Below are 16,768 nucleotides of genomic sequence, written 5' to 3' on the forward strand. Positions count from 1 at the left end.
GAAATCGCGCCATAATGAAACATTGTCTCCAAGTGGAGAGACAGCATCGGCGCTATTCGATAACCCGGTTCTCGAAAGAACTTGATGGGGGCCGCGAACGATGCGTCAGTTTAGTTTTATCCATGCTTTGATTGTGTTTGCAGCGCTTGCTCTCGCGGCGGCTCCGGCACACGCCCTGAAATGGCCACCTAAAGATGAGCCCGTAAGCAGCTCGGGCGGATCGTCCGGTGGCACTCCGGTCCCTGAACCTTCGAGCATGATCCTTTTTGGCGCGGGCGCGGCAGCATTCATGCTGACCAAGCGACGCAAAAAGTCTGACTAAGACACACTGAACACTCCTTGTGAGTCTTCGAGGGGCGCATTCCTTTGGTCAGGGATGCGTCCCAACCCGTTTTGTACTCTGGTCAAGCGAGCGCGGCGGCGCTAAGGCGCGGGCCTTCCAACGTCGCTTTTCATGAAAGAGTACCCATGGGTTTCCGTTGCGGGATCGTGGGCCTGCCCAATGTCGGCAAGTCCACTCTATTCAATGCACTCACCGAAACGCAGGCCGCGCAGGCCGCGAACTATCCGTTCTGCACGATCGAGCCGAATGTCGGCCAGGTCGCCGTTCCAGACGAACGGCTCGACAAGATCGCTGCCATCGCAAAGAGCGCGAAGGTGATCGCGACGCAGCTCGCATTCGTTGACATTGCGGGCCTCGTTAAAGGCGCAAGCCAGGGTGAAGGTCTGGGCAACCAGTTCCTCGGCAACATTCGCGAGGTCGATGCCATCGTCCACGTTTTGCGTTGCTTTGAGGATGACGATATCCAGCACGTCTCCAACAAGGTCGACCCGATCGCCGATGCTGAAGTTGTCGAGACAGAACTGATGCTCGCTGACCTCGAAAGCCTCGAGAAGCGCGTGTCGAACGCGGAGAAGCGCGCGACAGCGGGCGACAAGGAAGCCAAGATCATGGCGAGCGTGCTTGGGCAGGCGCTAGAGCTGCTGAAGGACGGCAAACCTGCAAGGCTTGTCGAACCGAAGGATGTCGAGGAAGAGCGCGTACTCAAGCAGGCCCAGCTGCTGACAGCCAAACCTGTTCTTTATGTCTGCAATGTCGCAGAGGACGAGGCGGCAAGCGGCAATGCCTTGTCCCAGGCCGTCTTCGCCAAGGCCGAGGCCGAAGGTGCGCAAGCCGTCGTCGTGTCCGCAGCCATCGAAGCCGAGCTGGTCGAAATGCCCGCCGAAGATCGGGCGGAGTATCTCGAGAGCCTCGGGCTTGAAGAAAGTGGTCTCGCACGCGTCATCCGCGCTGGCTACACGCTGCTTGGCCTCAAGACCTTCTTTACAGCCGGTCCTAAGGAATCGCGCGCCTGGACCTTCCCGGATGGCGCCAAGGCGCCTCAGGCAGCAGGCGAAATCCACACCGACTTCGAAAAAGGCTTCATCCGTGCCGAGACCATTGCCTACGACGACTACATCGCTCTTGGCGGCGAAGCCGGTGCTAAGGAAGCGGGGAAAATGCGCCAGGAAGGCAAGGATTACGACGTGAAGGACGGCGACATCATGCTGTTCAAGTTCAACGTCTGATCAGATAGTGGTCGGCCCCTCGACGAGCGCTGCCATAATCCGGTCCACACCGCTATCCGACCAGAGGAAGAGCCCGATCGCATCGCGCAATTCTTCCTCGTTTGCTTGAGCGAAATCGGCGTTTTTGACAGCGCCGCTTAACAACTGAACCGCCTCATGCTCCGCCCCGCTATGTGTAGAGACTTGTGGACGGTCTGCCAAAAGGCGCGCACTTTCCTCATCCCCGCTGCTGAGGGCTGCGAGCATCAGGTAGATGTGGAGAAGCGGATCGGGCGCGGGATTGCGCAAGACCATGCTGCGTAGTTGGCGAGAAGACAGGTAGTCATCGTCTCTGGTGATCGCGCAGGAGTTCGCTTCTGCTTCCAGCGCCGCAATCATGGCTGGGTACGTGGCCGCCCCTTCAAATGCCCTTTCGATATGTCCTGCGGCTGCCGGGCAATTGTCGTTGGCCAATTGAATCTTTGCTGCAGTGAAGTTGGCAAAAGAGTTGAAGCGATCAATCTCGAGCGCTCGCGAGACATCCGCCCAGCCCTGCCCAGTACGCCGGATCGGCTCGTCCGCTAAGCGTCTCTGTTGAAAATGGGCGTGAGCGCGCCTGGCATATAGGAACGATGAAAACCGATCCTGCGGGAAACGCTCAAGGCATTGGTCTACCAGCCCCGCGAGACTCTCCGAATTTGATCGGCGCGCTTCTATAGCAATGAAGCATTGATAAGCGCTCGCGGGTTCCTCGGTGATGCCCTGCGCCACGTGTTGAGCAATCGCGCCAATCGGCGACGTCACATAGACCAACGCGGCTCTGAAATCGCGCTTGAAGGCGGCCTCGTCATCGGGCTCAATCAATATGCGATCGGTGAACAGCAACTCCCCCTCGCTCGTATAGAGGAGCAAGGACGCAACGCCTTCGCCGCCACTGCGAGCATCAAAGTGGATCTCCAGGTTGTAATCCGCAGGCGTATCGCCGTCTTCGAAGTGACGGTTTGAAACCATCGAGTAGGATAGCTGAATGTCGGCATCGACTTGCGACTGCTCCGCCAGGGCGGCCAAGGATGGGAGTAGGCTTTCGAGCTCAGCCTGATCCATCGATAGCGCCACGCTGGGCACATCGGCATCCACACTCGGTGCTGGCGATCCATTCTGCCAAGCTTGCACACCCACCAACACAAGCGCTGCGGTCGCGAGGACCAGTGCGGCAAGAACAAGAACCCTGTTGTTCCGCACTTGCGGGGCGACGAGTTCGATCGGCTTTGTTTCCGGGCGAGCCAGAATTTCCATCGGCTCCGCGCGCGGCTCGACGACCGGGATTTCTTCCTGCACCACAACAGGAGCCGGTGCGTCTTGCTCCTTTGCTTCGTCCAGAATTGGTATCTCGGAAAACTCGGTCAGCTTCAGCAAGTATTCGCCAAGCTCGATGCTGATGCGACGACCGTCCAGCGGCGCGTTGCGAGAATAATATGTATCAAGGTTCGACCGCAGACGCGAAATCTGCACCCGCGGATAGCTGTCATTGGCTAGGTCGAAGTCCTCATCCTTGCCCAGTCCATCGACCGCGATTTCATATTGGGTCGGCCCCGGACCGCCCCGCGCACTTGCCTCGACCAAAAACCTCAGCAGCCGGCTTTGCACCGGAGAACGCTTGAAGAGAGGGTCTGAAAGCACCTGTGCGGCTTCCAGACGCAACTGTTCTGCAAAGTCAATTCGAGTGATCTGCGATTCACTCATAGTCTGAGACCCCAAAGAATAAAAGTTAACGCGCCGTTAGTATTTGTAGAGCGGCGAATATCTGAGAATGTAACGCCTTACCGAACCCAGGGTTCCCTGCACATGTAACGTTACAATAACGGTAAGAAACTCGTTCATGACGTGAAGTCAAGGCAACATTCGTCGGCATGAAGCGATCATGCACTATTGCCCTGCTTGCCACGTCATTTGCGCTGTTTTCAAACGCAGCGAATGCCCAACAAGCCGATGAACCGAAGTTTTCCCGAGCTTCGACGGCAACCCAAGTGGTCGCTTCGGCGAGGATCCTCTCAGGCGTCAGGATCGAGTGGTCAGACCTGACTTCTGAGAGGATCTCTACCAATTCAGCGGGCCAATCGGTGGCCCGGTCACGCTCCCGGGTCGAGAGCGTCAGCCAATCGGACGGCGAACGGAGGGAAGTTAGATATGTCGATTTTCATTGAGGGTGCTGCGCAACCACAACCGGACACCGCGTTCGCTGATCCGATCGAGGCGCTGGTTGAAAGCAAGCCTCGAGAGCACGCAATCAACACGCGCCAGCCCGAGATCACTGAGCGCCGCGCAAATCGACGCTTTCTCGCCGCTTTCCGGCCAGCCTGTCTGATCATCAACAATCGCATTCGCCTCGGGATGATACGCAACATGTCCGATCTGGGCGTCATGATCGAATGCGACACTCCGCTGAAGAAGGGGGACCGCGTCTCTTATTTCTGGGATGAGAACAAGATCGTCCAAGCGCGGGTCGCCTGGAGCGACGGCAATCGCCACGGGCTTGATAACGACGAGCAGGCCCGCGTTTTTGATCCGGAACACTCATATCGCTCGGTACGAATTCCCTGCTCGCTCCACGCGAAAGTCTGGATTTCCGGTAATTGCCACACGGTCCGTGTGGTCAACCTATCGATGGGAGGTATGCAGATCGATGGTGTTGAGGCCCGTGCGGGCTCCCCGCTCACGATCGCGATCGGCGGACTGGAAATCTACAACGCCTGCGTCAGATGGAGCAATGGCCGGCTCGCTGGCATCCATTTTTCCAAACGCCTCAGCCAGAGCGAATTAGCGCAGCTGATGCTCGAACACCCGGACCATTTCGACAAGGCAGTCGCGGCCTGATCGACAAGAGAGTTTGGCTTTCGCAGCCCCGCACGGAACGTTCTTGGCCGCAGTCACTGGCCGAGATCGGGAACTATTTGCCCTTCCCATGGGTAGAGTTTTCAGACGCTAACCTTGGGAATTCATGATGGTCGACAAATCCGAGAAGTTTAACTGGCTGGTCCGGGCAGGCTACCTGTCGCGGGCCATTCTGTATTCGATGCTGTGCCTTATCGCCCTCTCTAGCGCTGGTGCGATCAGCAAAGGCACCGACGGAATCTTCAAGGCGATCGAAGACTTTCCCGCAAGTGCGGCGATCCTGTGGCTGATGGTCATCGGCCTGTTCGGCTACTCGCTATTCCGCTTTGCATCGCCGATTTTCGACATCGAGAATAATGGTTCAGACGGCAAAGGCTGGGCCAAGCGCATCGGCCACGCAGGCTCGGGCGTAGGCCACGCGGCGCTTGCCCTCTCCGCTTATCAGTTCGCTACCACGTCAGGTGGCACTTCCGGTGGCGGAGGCGCGGAGGCCGCCGCATCGGGCGTCCTTAGTATGGCCTTTGGCGGAACCGTTCTTGGCGTGCTCGGACTGATCTTCTTCATCGTTGCAGCGGTTCAATTCAAGAAGGGCATCAGCGGGGATTTCATGCAGCGCATTTCAGGGTCTGCACCGGATTTCACTCGCACGCTCGGCGGCATCGGATTCAGCGCACGCGGCGTAGTCTACGGTGTCGTCGGCTGGTCGCTGATCCAGGCTGGTTTCATGTCGGGCGGCGCAGAAGAAGTGCGCACGTTGGGTGATGCGCTTGCCGACCTTGCTGGTCAGGGCGCGATCTTCACCATCACGGCGGCAGGCCTTCTGATCTTCGGCATCTTCAGCCTGATCCTTGCACGCTATCGGATTATTCCTGAGTTGGATCGTGACCAGGGCGTGCCGCAGTTCCGCACTGCATAAGCAGGCAACAACCTACATTTTTTCGGGCGGCGCTGGCTTCGGGTCAGTGCCGCCCGAACAGTTTCTCGACGTCTTCCATCGAAAGTTTCACCCAGGTCGGCCTGCCGTGATTGCACTGCCCGGAGCGCGGCGTTGCTTCCATTTCGCGCAGCAGCGCATTCATCTCCGCAACGCTGAGCACCCGCCCCGCCCTCACCGAACCGTGACAGGCCATCGTGGCGAGAACGTATTCAAGCCGCTCCGCCAGGAGCAGTGAGCCGCTGTCCTCTTGCTTGCCGTGCTTGGCGATATCGTCAGCCAGATCGCGCAGCAGTCTGCCCGTATCCGCTTTCGCAATCGCCGAAGGAACGCTTCGAACAAGCATGGCCGCAGGTCCGAAGCGCTCGACCGTCAGACCAAAGCGAGCCAGACCTTCTGCCGCGTCTTCGAGCCGGTCGCAGTCAGCTTCATCCATTTCGACGACGTCCGGCACGAGCAACGCTTGAGAACGCTGCGTCGCCTCCCCCGCCCCTGCCCGCTTGAGCCGCTCAAGCACCAAGCGCTCATGTGCCGCGTGCTGGTCGACGAGGATAAGGCCGTCCTTGCTCTCGGCGACGATATAGGTGTTCGCGACCTGCCCGCGAGCGATACCCAGCGGGTATTCGGCGACTTCATTCTCGATCGGAGCGGCCTCTTCCGCTCGCCCTTGTGGCAGAGCAGCATCCGGACGCGGCGTGTAATCTACGCGCGGTTCGGCCACGCGCTGTTGCGACGCCGCCCAATCCCGGCTCTCGAAGATCGAGCGCATCGCTGGTGCAGGTTCGTGAACCGGCTCAGCTTGCCATCGCTCCATCGCCGCACGGTCTGGTCCCTGCGCGCTACGCCGGTCTCCTGTAGCAAGCGCTTGCCTCAATCCTGAAACGATGAAGCCGCGAACACCTGTGGCGTCGCGAAACCGCACTTCGGTCTTTGCGGGATGGACGTTCACGTCCACATCTTCAGGAGGCACGTCGAGGAACAGCGCAAGCACAGCATGGCGATCGCGCGCGAGCATGTCGGAATAGGCCCCGCGCACCGCCCCTGTGAGAAGCTTGTCCTTCACCGGCCTGCCGTTGACGAACAGGTACTGGTGATCCGCCACACCGCGGTTGTAGGTTGGCAAACCGGCGAGCCCGCTCAGGCGCATCGGACCATGCGGGCCGTCACGCTCAAGCTCAATCTCGACAGCATTGTCTTTCAATTCGCGCGCGACGATCTGTGCCACGCGATTGGAAAGGCCCTCATCGGTCTGAGTGGCGAGCGCCTTGCGGGTTCTCCCTTCAGCGCCATTCTCCAGAGTAAAGGCAATATCTGGCCGCGCCATCGCCAAGCGCCGCACGATATCGAGGCAGGCGATGTATTCGCTGCGAGGAGTGCGCAGAAATTTTCGGCGGGCGGGGACTTTGGCGAAGATTTGCTCCACTCTCACCCGCGTTCCCATTGGCAGTGCAGCAGGAGCATCTTCGACCGTCTCGCCATGATCCACGACGCGTCGCCATCCATCTGCGGCGCCTTTCGGTCTGCTTTCCAATGTCAGACGAGCAACACTCGCAATGGAGGGCAATGCTTCGCCTCGAAAACCAAGGGTCGCGACCATCTCGATCGCTTCGTCAGGCAATTTCGATGTTGCATGCCGCTCAAGCGCCAGCCCCATCTCGTCCGGCGTCATCCCACAGCCATCGTCCGTCACTTCGAGCCGCGTTAGGCCGCCATCTGTCAGCACCACACCAATTCGCCGCGCTCCCGCATCGATGGCGTTCTCAACCAACTCCTTGAGCGCCGCCGCAGGCCTCTCAACCACCTCACCAGCGGCAATTCGGTTCACAAGAGCGGTTGGAAGGCGTCGGATTTGGGGCATTTGTCGCAAGCTAGCTGTCACACGCCGCAAATTCGAGGGCTGCGGGGGAAAATACGGGGGTCAGTCAACAAAAATTTTAGCAATTTTGACAAGCTTTCGCTAGGCGCAACGGGTCTCGTCAATTTTGGGATGGATTGCGGACGTTCTGACCTTTCGGGGACCCCATAAGCGGAATGTTCGTTACCCTAATCAAGGCAACGGAAAAACATAAATGAGCTTTTGGAACAACCTGTTCAAATTCGGTTCGCAAAACATGGCCATCGATCTCGGTACGGCCAACACGCTGGTTTACGTGCAAGATCAGGGCATCATCCTCAATGAGCCGTCTGTCGTCGCGATTGAGACAATCAACGGCATCAAGCGCGTTAAGGCGGTAGGCGACGACGCAAAGATGATGATGGGTAAAACGCCCGATACCATCGAGGCCATCCGCCCGCTGCGCGACGGCGTGATCGCCGACATCGAAATCGCGGAAGAAATGATCAAGCACTTCATTCGCAAGGTTCACGGCAAACGCAACCTGTTCCGCTATCCCGAAATCGTGATCTGTGTTCCCTCAGGCTCGACATCAGTTGAAAAGCGCGCAATCCGCGACGCAGCCTCGAATGCGGGTGCTTCAGAAGTTCACCTCATTCTCGAGCCCATGGCAGCAGCCATCGGTGCCGACATGCCTGTTACCGAGCCGGTTGGCTCGATGGTGGTCGATATCGGCGGCGGCACGACCGAGGTTGCAGTCCTTTCGCTGCGTGGTCTTGCTTACACGACGTCGGTCCGCACCGGCGGCGACAAAATGGACGAAGCCATCGTTTCCTACGTGCGCCGACACCACAATCTCCTGATCGGTGACGCCACAGCTGAGCGGATCAAGAAAGACTACGGTATCGCCATGGTCCCCGAAGACGGCGCGGGCGAAAGCATCACTCTCAAGGGCCGCGACCTCGTGAACGGTGTGCCCAAGGAAATCACTATTAATCAGGCGCATGTGGCGGAGGCGCTTTCCGAGCCGATCGGCGCCATCGTTGAAGGCGTGCGCATCGCTCTTGAGAACACCGCACCTGAACTGGCCGCAGACATTGTCGATCAGGGCATCGTGCTGACTGGCGGCGGCGCACTAATCCGCCGCTTGGACGAGCATCTTCGCGAGGAAACCGGTCTCCCGGTGTCAATTGCCGAAGATCCGCTCACCTGCGTTGCGATCGGCACTGGCCGGGCGATGGAAGATCCGATCTATCGCGGCGTGTTGATGACCGCATAAATTCGCTCCTCGCAAACAAGCGGCAGGAGACACGAACAAAGGGACTTGGGGCAAGGTCATGGCGCCGCCATCATCGCGTCGATCGAGCTTTTCGAAAAAGCAGCAATATTCGGTGTTCACCGGATATCTGCTTGCGACGCTTGGCGCACTTGCAGGACTGGGACTTCTCGCCCTTTCGCTGTGGCAGCCTTCGACCTTCCAACCCCTGCGAGGCGGCGCGACCGATATCGCAGCGCCCATAGGAGAAGCGAGCGCGACCGTTCGATCCAGCGGAAGCTCCACCTGGGATACCATCACCGGATATTGGCGCGCCGGCAGCCAGAATGCGCAGCTGCGTGACGAAGTGGAGGTCGCCCGGATCCAGTTAGCTGAAGCCAAGGCGGTCGAAGCCGAGAACAGGCGACTAAAGGCCCTGCTTGGCCTTGCCACTCAACAGGCCGACGCAATCGCGACTACTCGCCTCGTTGGCTCAAGCTCATCCAGCGCACGCCGGTTCGCTTATATTGGCGTCGGACAAAGCGATGGTGTTCAGATCGGCATGCCTGTCCATTCCGAGCGTGGCGTGATCGGGCGGGTGCTTGAGACTTCGCGCGGGTCTTCGCGTGTGCTGCTTCTTACCGACACGGAAAGCGTTCTTCCGGTACGCCGTGCAGCTGACCAAACCGTCGCCTTTGCCGAAGGCCGCGGTGACGGGCTGTTGCGCATCCGTCTTATCAATCTTGGCCTCAATCCTCTTGAAGTGGGTGATGTCTTCGTCACCAGTGGTGCTGGCGGATACTACCGACCCGGCGTTGCGGTCGCGGTATTGAACGAGCTGACCCCAGATGGTGGTATTGCGCAGCTCATTGCAGAGCCTTCAGCGACCAATTTCGTCGTCGTGGAGCCCATCTACGAACCCGCTGCGGTCGAAGCGGCTGGCGTACGTGCGAGCGAGGAACTGAGCGACGAGGAGCTTGCGAATTGATCGACCGGCTCGATCCGCCAGTTCAAAGGCACGCCTATGGTAGCGGCGGTATCAACCGTGTCACCTCGCCCTGGCGGGCAAACTCGGTTCACTACATCTCCATCATGATCGGATCGCTTCTGCCGCTATACGCTTTGGCGGATGTGATGCCGATACTGCCGCCGCTGGGCTTCCTGATCTTTCTCGGCTGGCGGGTCATGCGTCCGGGCCTTATGCCTCTTTGGGTCGGAGTACCACTCGGCGCTTTCGACGATCTGTTCAGCGGTCAGCCCTTCGGCAGCGCAATCCTGCTATGGTCTTTGACCATGATCGTGCTCGAACTCATCGAAACGCGCTTTCCCTGGCGCGGCTTTTGGCAGGACTGGTTCACCGCCGGTCTAGCGATCGTGCTCTACATCATCGCAGCCATGGTGGTTTCCGGTGCAACAATCCAATTGACGGTGCTTATCGCGATCCTTCCGCAGATCGCGCTTAGCGTGCTGATTTATCCATTGGTCGCGCGCTTGATCGCGTGGCTTGATCGCTTCCGTCTTTCCCGTTCGCGCAGGATCGGATGATGGGCATTTTCAATCGTCGCAAAACTGGTTTCAAGACAACGGCGGTGGTCAACGCATCGACCCTGCGCAACACATTCGACCGGCGCGCCATTGTTATTGGGGGCCTGCAAGGCGGCATCGGTATCCTGCTCGCCGCTCGCATGGGCTATCTCGCGATTGCCGAGAACGAGAAATACCGGCTGGAGTCCGAAAGTAACCGGGTCAACCTGACACTGATCCCGCCGCGCCGTGGCTGGATCCTTGATCGCAACGGAGCCCCCCTCGCCTCCAACCGCGCTGACTTTCGCGTCGACGTGATCCCGGAGCGCCTGGCCGATGCCGACGCGACGATCGACCAGATCGGCAACTTGCTCGATCTCGAGGCTGACCGCATTGCAGACTTGAAGACAGAAGTGGCCGCAGCACGCGGATTTGCTCCTGTGGAAGTGGCAAGCGGCCTCGATTACGAGCAGTTCGCTGCGCTCAGCGTACGCCTGCCTGACATGCAAGGTGTCATCCCGCAGAGGGGCTTTTCGCGCTTCTATCCCACCGCGTCTTCGGTCGGTCACCTGATCGGTTATGTCGGTCCCGCTTCGTCCGAGGAGTATGACGAGGCACCTGACCCGCTGCTCCTTACGCCGGGCTACAAGATCGGGAAGGACGGACTGGAAAAGCAGTTCGAGCAGGATTTGCGCGGCGTTCCCGGTGCGCGGCGGGTCGAAGTCACTGCGGGCGGTCGCATCGTACGCGACCTTGAAACCCGCGACGACATTCAGGGCGACCCGGTTCGCCTCACGATCGACGGGCCTTTGCAAGACTACGCCGCTCGCAGGATCGGGCTGGAAAGCGGTTCGGTCGTGGTGATGGATTGCGAAACCGGCGACCTGTTGTGCATGGCTTCCATGCCCAGCTTCGACCCCAATTCCTTCTCTGACGGCATCGGCAGCGTCGAATACGCCATGCTGCGCGAAGATCCCCGCGTCCCGCTGCGCAACAAGGTGCTGAAGGGCCTCTATCCGCCTGGTTCGACGGTCAAGCCGATGCACTGCATGGCTTTCCTGAAAGCCGGCATCAGCCCGGATGAGGCCATTACCTGTGGCGGTGGACGGCGGATCGGCAATCGCTTCTTCAATTGCTGGTCGAACCATGGCCGCGTCGACATGGCCAAGGCGATCTACCAGTCGTGCGACAGCTATTTCTATCACTTCGCTCAGCAGATCGGTTTCGACGCCGTCGCAGACATGGCGCGCACCTGCGGGATGGGTGAAGAATTTCCGCTCCCGGTGATGAGCCAGTTCTACGGCACGGTGCCCACGCCTGACTGGAAATTCAACAAGTTCGGCCGCGAATGGCAGCCGTTCGACACCGTCAACGCGTCGATCGGACAGGGATATTACCTTGCAAGCCCGCTGCAATTGGCGGTCACTTCGGCGCGCCTAGCAACCGGGCGTCACGTCATGCCGCGCCTTACGCTCGATACGCCGCCCAAGGGGTTCAATCAGGTCGACTTTCCCGCTGACCACGTGAGCTACGTGCGGCAGGCGATGAGCGATGTCGTCAACGGCCCCGGCACCGCGGGCCGCGGGCGCTTGCCGTTCGAAGATATCAAGATGGCAGGCAAGACCGGGACCGCACAGGTCGTGAGCCTCAGCGTTTCGGACGGACGCAGCGGCCCATGGAAATATCGCGACCACGGTCTGTTCACGTTCTTCGCGCCCACCGACAAACCCAAATATGCAGGCGCGGTGGTCATTGAGCACGGTGGCGGTTCTGGTGCCGCTTACCCGATTGCCCGCGACGTTATGACGTTCCTGTTCGATCCCGCAAAAGGGCTCGAGGCTTTGCGCGCACTTGAAGAACAATGGGGCGGAACCGCTCAAGAGCGCCTCGACCGCCGGTATGCAGCCTACGCCGCCGAGCGCGGGGCAACGGTGCAGCCCACGCCGCGGCGCGATGAGGACATCTTCGACCGCGTGGAAGCTGAGGCAAGACTCGAAGCAGAGCAGACACAGGAAGAGATCGGCGACGCATTCGTGGCGCCTCGCGAGAACCAGACCGCGGCAGGCACACCTCTTGTCGATACCTTGACGCCCGTTACCGAGCGCGGGGCTCAACCATGAGCGCGCGCGGCGGCATAATTCCCTATCCGATTGCGCGTCAGCCGTGGGGGATGCTGATCCCCTTGTTTTTGCTCGTCGCATTCGGAGCTGCGGTTCTTTACTCTGCAGCCGGCGGATCAATGGATCCGTACGCGTCTTCGCATCTCGTTCGGTTTGGCGTTTTCCTAGTCATGGCATCAGTGATCGCGTCGCTCCCGCGCGAGTTGGTGCGACTCCTGACTTATCCAGCTTATGCTATTGTTCTAGCACTTCTTTTGCTGGTTGAGATTATTGGGCAAGTAAACGGGGGGAGCCAACGTTGGCTCAACCTTGGCTTCATGGTCCTGCAGCCTTCAGAGATCATGAAACCGGTGATCGTGGTAACGCTCGCGCTGTTCTACTCATCGTTACCCGTTGGACTAATCACCGGGTGGCGCGCGCTTCTGATCCCTGCCGCGCTAATAGGCCTGCCCGTTTCTTTCGTCTTGCTTCAACCGGACCTTGGCACCTCGTTAGCGATCCTGTTCGGTGGCGCTGTGGTGATGCTCCTCGCCGGATTGCCACTCAAATGGTTCATCGGCGGAGGACTGGCAGCGGCAGCGGTGGCCCCGGTCGTGTTCTTCTTTGGACTCCAGGATTACCAGCAGCGGCGCATCCTCACGATGTTTGATCCGGAAGCAGATCCCCAGGGCGATGGCTATCACATCATCCAGTCGCAAATCGCGATCGGTTCAGGCGGCATATTCGGCAAAGGCTTCAATAACGGCTCGCAAAGCCACCTGCAGTATCTGCCAGAGCCGCACACGGATTTCGTGTTTGCAACCATGGCCGAAGAGTGGGGCCTGATCGGTGGCCTGTTCGTGCTCGGCGTGTTCGCCGTCATCATGCGGTGGGGTCTGAGCGTCGCGCGCGCATCGAAGGACAGGTTCGCCAGCTTGCTGGCCGGGGGAATGACCGCGACCATATTCTTTTACGTCGCAGTCAATCTACTGATGGTGATGGGTTTTGCCCCCGTGGTTGGCATCCCGTTGCCGTTTATGAGCCATGGCGGCTCCTCGATGCTCACCAACATGATCTGCATCGGCGCGCTGATGATGGTCAATCGCTGGAACCGGAACGCCCCGCGCGGTGGTCTAAGCAGCCAATAGGCGTGCTCAGACCTTCACGAGCCCCATCCTAAGGGCTTTGACAACTGCTCCAACCCGATCAGACACGTCGAGCTTCGCGTAGATGCGTTTGGAGTAGGTCTTCGCTGTATCTGGCGAAATATCGAGGATTGTTGCGATAGCACTGAGCGACTTGCCGCGTGCCGCCCATGTCAGCACTTCCACTTCCCGCTCGGACAAGGCCGGTGCATCAAGCTTGTGTTCGACAAGGATCACCACACGCTGGTGGGCGACCTGCGACAGGCTTCTGATCATTCCGATCAATTCGGGCGCGACGTCGTCGACATGCTTCAGGAAATCGAAGCTGGCATAGGCATCTCTGGCATTGCGTCCGTAAAGCGGGATGCCGAAGCCATGGATGAGGTCATACTCCTTCATCTTGGCGAAATAGGCTTCCTGATCCGGAGTATTGTGCTGCCAGGACATCGCATCCTGCCAAGTCATCAAAGAGCCAAACTGCATGACACGACCAGGGATCGGATCGGTCAGCCGAAACTCTTCTTTCGCATAAAGTGCCATCCATTCGTCGCCGAAGCCGTGCGCATAAACAGCAGCTGTCCGCGAAGTCTGTTGATCGAATGCAGGAGTGACATGGTAGCTCATCCGAGCAGCGCCAGCCTTGATCGCCTGATCGCGGACATAGGTGAGCACTTCGCTTATCTCTACCAGAGTTTCGATATGATCGAAGTGCCGCTGCATTGTTACAAGATATCACACGTCACCCAACTAGGCGACTTTCCGTATACGTAAAGATACCCGATAAAGCATCAAGCTCTGAGGAGCTGGGCGTTCGGGTCGCACCCGCCGATTCGTCGGCCAAGTAGTGAGCGCTCAAGTCCTGGCGGCAGGGGTGTCGTTCCCCCCATTACATGCGGCACCAACTGTCGTCAGGCATCTGTTTTTCTGCAATTCGACCATCGAGGCGTTTTATGTCACCTTCGAGAGTGCCTGTATTGCTGTCGCGGTTCGCAAACCGCTTCGCTAACCGCTCCTGTTTTCAGGAGAAATCTGCTGACAAGATGGCGGTCATGATGTCCGCCATCCATCTTCGCGAGATGAGCGGACAGAGCACCACGCTTCGTCAATTGCATCAAATCTCGGAAATGCCGCAACCCGAGGCACTCAACGTCATCGACCGCCTGCAGAAGGCCGGGATCGTCGAGATCACCACAAACCTCGGCGACGCTTTTGAATCGCAAATTACGCTCAATGATGCCACGCGCAGGCGTCTAGATCGCGCTTCGATGCGAGAGGCGGCATAGAAGTTCGCGATTAAACCTTTTCATCCGCGAACGGCGCGCTATATGCAGCGCCTCGCGTGATTCGGGACGCGGTCACAGACGCTCCCAGATACGTTTCCGATACAATGATCGGATGTGGACGCATAGCTCAGTTGGTAGAGCAGCTGACTCTTAATCAGCGGGTCCTAGGTTCGAACCCTAGTGCGTCCACCACCACCCTTCCCCATCCTTCGCATCGCCAGATTAGGCCCAACGAGCCTTTTCATGCTATCTCAATGCTGCATTGCAGCATTACTGCTGTGTTCAAGGATCGGTTCGCGCTTTCAAGGCCGCACCAAAAAGGAATTCAACGATGCGGCTCGACAAATCCAGCCTCGAAAAAGCGATGAAGCAAGCTGAGAGTTACGATCAGTGGGCCGACTACGCCAAGCTCCACGACGAGGTCACCGGGCGGGATAAATGGCGCCGCTTTGAGCAGAGCGAACGTTACGACTTCGCAGCAATCCGCTCTCGCCTGAACGAGTTGCGCCTTTTGCGGGAGCGCGGCGACAATCATGAACTTCTGTTTGCGCTTCACGAAGGCATTCACGGCAACCTTGGCGGCATGGGTAAGCCTTCGATGTATGGTCATGCCAAGTTCGGCACCAAAAACCTGATCGAGGACTATATCGAAGAGCTCGCGCTTGCCCTTGAGCACTTGGCCTCGCCAGCTGCCGACGACATCGATCTCAACGAGCGCATCGATTTCTTCCACCGCGCCAGCGACTGTTTCGGCCACGCGGCCTTCATGATGAGCGGGTCAGGCTCGCTGCTGTTCTTCCATATTGGCGTCGTCAAATGCCTTCTGGAACAGGACCTGTTGCCGCGCGTGATATCGGGCTCCAGCGGTGGAGCAATCGTATCGACACTCATCGGCACTCGATCGCGCGAGGATGCTCTCAAGCTCCTCAACGCTGAGGAGTTATTCGCACTCGGAGACGCTCTGCCATCCATCAACCGTGATGCTGGTTCACGAAGGCTGATGCCGCCGGAAGAATTGGACGAATACATCAACGCTGGCATCCCGGACCTGACGTTCGAGGAGGCGATGAAAGTGTCAGGACGCGAGATCAGCCTTTCGATTGCGCCTGCCGAGCCGCGCCAATCATCCCGCCTTCTCAATGCGATCACCACACCCAACGTCTACGTTCGCGAGGCTGCAAAAGCCTCGGCGGCCTTGCCCGGGGTTTACCCGCCAGTGGTCTTGGCAGCCAAGAATGTCCAAGGGATGCGGCAGCCCTACCTGCCGGGCAGCCGTTGGGTCGATGGGTCGCTTAGCCAGGATCTGCCTGCCAAGCGTCTCACGCGGCTTTATGGCGTCAACTACTTCATCGTAAGCCAGACCAACCCTGTCGCCATGCCATTCGTCAACACCGACAAGGGTACCGGCACGCTGCGCTCGAAACTGTTCGACATCAATTTGCAGGGGTTCAAGCTAGCATCCAATGCGTGGTTCAACCTGCTCGAAAGACCTTTATCTTTAGTGAGCAAGCAACTCTACAATATGGCAAAAACGGCAAACGGAGTGGTTCAGCAGAACTACACGGGCGATATCAACATCGTCCCCGCCTCGCGCGTGCTCAACCCCCTTTCTGCTTTGTCGCAGCCATCGCTCGATCGAGCGGAGAAGCTTATTCGCGAGGGCGAGCTGGCGACATGGCCTCTCGTAGAGAGAATCCGCACTACAACCCGCATCAGCAGGCTGCTTGAAACCATTATCGCTGACCTCGAAGCCGAACGTGCGAGCCTTGGCAGAACGCGCCGCAAGCAAGTTGCCGCATCGACCAAAGCGCGCCTGAAAGCGGCGAATGGTTAGCGCTTTGAGCTGCAAATGGGTTACTCCAGGGTAAAGCTGGTGTTACGTCAGTAACCCCTTAACTTCTGGCCGCTTACGCCAGAAATTATGGGGCGCTGGCTGGCAATCTGGAACATCCTATTTGTGATGTCCTTTCTCGGGGGCGCTGCCCCGAGCCAAGCGCAATCAGTGCCTACCCCGTACAGTGCCGCTAACATACCGCACTTCGGACCATTCGCAGCCGACCCCCGTTCGTCCATTGGCCGGGACTTGCAGACCAGGAACAAGGTGCGGTCCGCCATATGGGCGGCATCTCAGCATACGGGAGTCGATTACCGCTACCTTCTTGCTAAGGCCCAAATAGAATCTGGCCTCAATCCAGATGCAAAGGCGCGCGGATCGACCGCTAACGGGTTGTATCAGTTCATCGAGACCACCTGG

General features: G+C 58.8%; 14 protein-coding genes, 1 tRNA gene and 1 pseudogene. 13 read left to right on the top strand and 3 right to left on the bottom strand.

Going from position 1 to position 16,768, the window contains the following annotated elements; all coding sequences use genetic code 11:
* Positions 1-100 precede the first annotated feature (100 nt).
* On the top strand, positions 101-322 hold the full coding sequence (locus AC0V6T_RS06700) for a PEP-CTERM sorting domain-containing protein (protein WP_007164148.1): 222 nt from the start codon (positions 101-103) through the stop codon (positions 320-322).
* A gap of 146 nt (positions 323-468) precedes the next feature.
* Entirely contained in the window at positions 469-1,569 is a 1,101-nt protein-coding gene (ychF, locus tag AC0V6T_RS06705; RefSeq protein ID WP_007164147.1) for a redox-regulated ATPase YchF, read from the top strand.
* Here ychF and AC0V6T_RS06710 read toward each other — a convergent pair whose 3' ends face one another.
* On the bottom strand, positions 1,570-3,291 hold the full coding sequence (locus AC0V6T_RS06710; protein WP_486125414.1) for a hypothetical protein: 1,722 nt from the start codon (positions 3,289-3,291) through the stop codon (positions 1,570-1,572). It lies immediately after the preceding gene.
* A 444-nt stretch (positions 3,292-3,735) separates the two neighbouring features.
* On the opposite strand from AC0V6T_RS06710, the gene AC0V6T_RS06715 reads away from it, so the two are divergent.
* Both AC0V6T_RS06715 and AC0V6T_RS06720 read left to right on the top strand, forming a co-directional pair.
* On the top strand, positions 3,736-4,422 hold the full coding sequence (locus AC0V6T_RS06715; protein WP_486125416.1) for a PilZ domain-containing protein: 687 nt from the start codon (positions 3,736-3,738) through the stop codon (positions 4,420-4,422).
* A gap of 127 nt (positions 4,423-4,549) precedes the next feature.
* Positions 4,550-5,356, top strand: a complete 807-nt coding sequence (locus tag AC0V6T_RS06720) for a DUF1206 domain-containing protein (protein ID WP_486125418.1) — start codon at positions 4,550-4,552, stop codon at positions 5,354-5,356.
* Between the two features lie 43 nt (positions 5,357-5,399).
* Here the strand turns inward: AC0V6T_RS06720 and mutL are convergent, their stop codons facing one another.
* Entirely contained in the window at positions 5,400-7,232 is a 1,833-nt protein-coding gene (gene mutL / locus AC0V6T_RS06725; RefSeq protein ID WP_486125420.1) for a DNA mismatch repair endonuclease MutL, read from the bottom strand.
* A gap of 211 nt (positions 7,233-7,443) precedes the next feature.
* On the opposite strand from mutL, the gene AC0V6T_RS06730 reads away from it, so the two are divergent.
* The 5 genes from AC0V6T_RS06730 to rodA are packed head-to-tail and all read left to right on the top strand — an operon-like array spanning position 7,444 to position 13,234.
* On the top strand, positions 7,444-8,487 hold the full coding sequence (locus AC0V6T_RS06730) for a rod shape-determining protein (protein WP_007164142.1): 1,044 nt from the start codon (positions 7,444-7,446) through the stop codon (positions 8,485-8,487).
* A 58-nt stretch (positions 8,488-8,545) separates the two neighbouring features.
* Complete coding sequence (locus AC0V6T_RS06735) at positions 8,546-9,451, top strand: rod shape-determining protein MreC (protein WP_486125422.1); 906 nt, start codon at positions 8,546-8,548, stop codon at positions 9,449-9,451.
* Entirely contained in the window at positions 9,448-10,008 is a 561-nt protein-coding gene (locus AC0V6T_RS06740; RefSeq protein ID WP_486125424.1) for a rod shape-determining protein MreD, read from the top strand. Before AC0V6T_RS06735 ends, AC0V6T_RS06740 begins: the two co-directional genes overlap by 4 nt.
* The gene (gene mrdA, locus AC0V6T_RS06745) at positions 10,008-12,107 is read left to right on the top strand and encodes a penicillin-binding protein 2 (RefSeq protein WP_486125426.1); all 2,100 of its coding nucleotides are present in this window, start codon (positions 10,008-10,010) and stop codon (positions 12,105-12,107) included. Before AC0V6T_RS06740 ends, mrdA begins: the two co-directional genes overlap by 1 nt.
* Positions 12,104-13,234: a rod shape-determining protein RodA gene (gene rodA / locus AC0V6T_RS06750; RefSeq protein WP_007164138.1), complete on the top strand. Its 1,131-nt coding sequence runs from the start codon at positions 12,104-12,106 to the stop codon at positions 13,232-13,234. Before mrdA ends, rodA begins: the two co-directional genes overlap by 4 nt.
* Positions 13,235-13,240: 6 nt before the next feature.
* Here rodA and AC0V6T_RS06755 read toward each other — a convergent pair whose 3' ends face one another.
* The gene (locus tag AC0V6T_RS06755; protein ID WP_486125428.1) at positions 13,241-13,951 is read right to left on the bottom strand and encodes a helix-turn-helix transcriptional regulator; all 711 of its coding nucleotides are present in this window, start codon (positions 13,949-13,951) and stop codon (positions 13,241-13,243) included.
* Positions 13,952-14,121: 170 nt separating this feature from the next.
* On the opposite strand from AC0V6T_RS06755, the gene AC0V6T_RS06760 reads away from it, so the two are divergent.
* The 4 genes and pseudogenes from AC0V6T_RS06760 to AC0V6T_RS06775 all read left to right on the top strand — a co-directional run.
* Complete coding sequence (locus AC0V6T_RS06760; protein ID WP_486125430.1) at positions 14,122-14,514, top strand: hypothetical protein; 393 nt, start codon at positions 14,122-14,124, stop codon at positions 14,512-14,514.
* Between the two features lie 116 nt (positions 14,515-14,630).
* Positions 14,631-14,706: transfer RNA gene (locus AC0V6T_RS06765), tRNA-Lys, on the top strand.
* A 139-nt stretch (positions 14,707-14,845) separates the two neighbouring features.
* Positions 14,846-16,348 (top strand): DUF3336 domain-containing protein, encoded by a 1,503-nt coding sequence (locus AC0V6T_RS06770; RefSeq protein WP_486125432.1) that lies wholly within the window; start codon positions 14,846-14,848, stop codon positions 16,346-16,348.
* 126 nt (positions 16,349-16,474) lie between these two features.
* Positions 16,475-16,753, top strand: a pseudogene (locus AC0V6T_RS06775) (transglycosylase SLT domain-containing protein); the annotation flags it as partial.
* Positions 16,754-16,768 lie beyond the last annotated feature (15 nt).

This window comes from Erythrobacter sp. S158 (genome assembly GCF_057364915.1).

What these genes read in the sequence shown, in the direction of transcription:
- AC0V6T_RS06735 (WP_486125422.1), top strand. Translation starts at nt 8,546, where the DNA reads ATGGCGCCGCCATCATCGCGTCGATCGAGCTTTTCGAAAAAGCAGCAA.
- rodA (WP_007164138.1), top strand. Translation starts at nt 12,104, where the DNA reads ATGAGCGCGCGCGGCGGCATAATTCCCTATCCGATTGCGCGTCAGCCG.
- AC0V6T_RS06755 (WP_486125428.1), bottom strand. Translation starts at nt 13,951, where the DNA reads ATGCAGCGGCACTTCGATCATATCGAAACTCTGGTAGAGATAAGCGAA.
- AC0V6T_RS06760 (WP_486125430.1), top strand. Translation starts at nt 14,122, where the DNA reads ATGCGGCACCAACTGTCGTCAGGCATCTGTTTTTCTGCAATTCGACCA.
- AC0V6T_RS06730 (WP_007164142.1), top strand. Translation starts at nt 7,444, where the DNA reads ATGAGCTTTTGGAACAACCTGTTCAAATTCGGTTCGCAAAACATGGCC.
- AC0V6T_RS06720 (WP_486125418.1), top strand. Translation starts at nt 4,550, where the DNA reads ATGGTCGACAAATCCGAGAAGTTTAACTGGCTGGTCCGGGCAGGCTAC.
- ychF (WP_007164147.1), top strand. Translation starts at nt 469, where the DNA reads ATGGGTTTCCGTTGCGGGATCGTGGGCCTGCCCAATGTCGGCAAGTCC.
- AC0V6T_RS06770 (WP_486125432.1), top strand. Translation starts at nt 14,846, where the DNA reads ATGCGGCTCGACAAATCCAGCCTCGAAAAAGCGATGAAGCAAGCTGAG.
- mutL (WP_486125420.1), bottom strand. Translation starts at nt 7,232, where the DNA reads ATGCCCCAAATCCGACGCCTTCCAACCGCTCTTGTGAACCGAATTGCC.
- AC0V6T_RS06715 (WP_486125416.1), top strand. Translation starts at nt 3,736, where the DNA reads ATGTCGATTTTCATTGAGGGTGCTGCGCAACCACAACCGGACACCGCG.
- mrdA (WP_486125426.1), top strand. Translation starts at nt 10,008, where the DNA reads ATGGGCATTTTCAATCGTCGCAAAACTGGTTTCAAGACAACGGCGGTG.
- AC0V6T_RS06710 (WP_486125414.1), bottom strand. Translation starts at nt 3,291, where the DNA reads ATGAGTGAATCGCAGATCACTCGAATTGACTTTGCAGAACAGTTGCGT.
- AC0V6T_RS06700 (WP_007164148.1), top strand. Translation starts at nt 101, where the DNA reads ATGCGTCAGTTTAGTTTTATCCATGCTTTGATTGTGTTTGCAGCGCTT.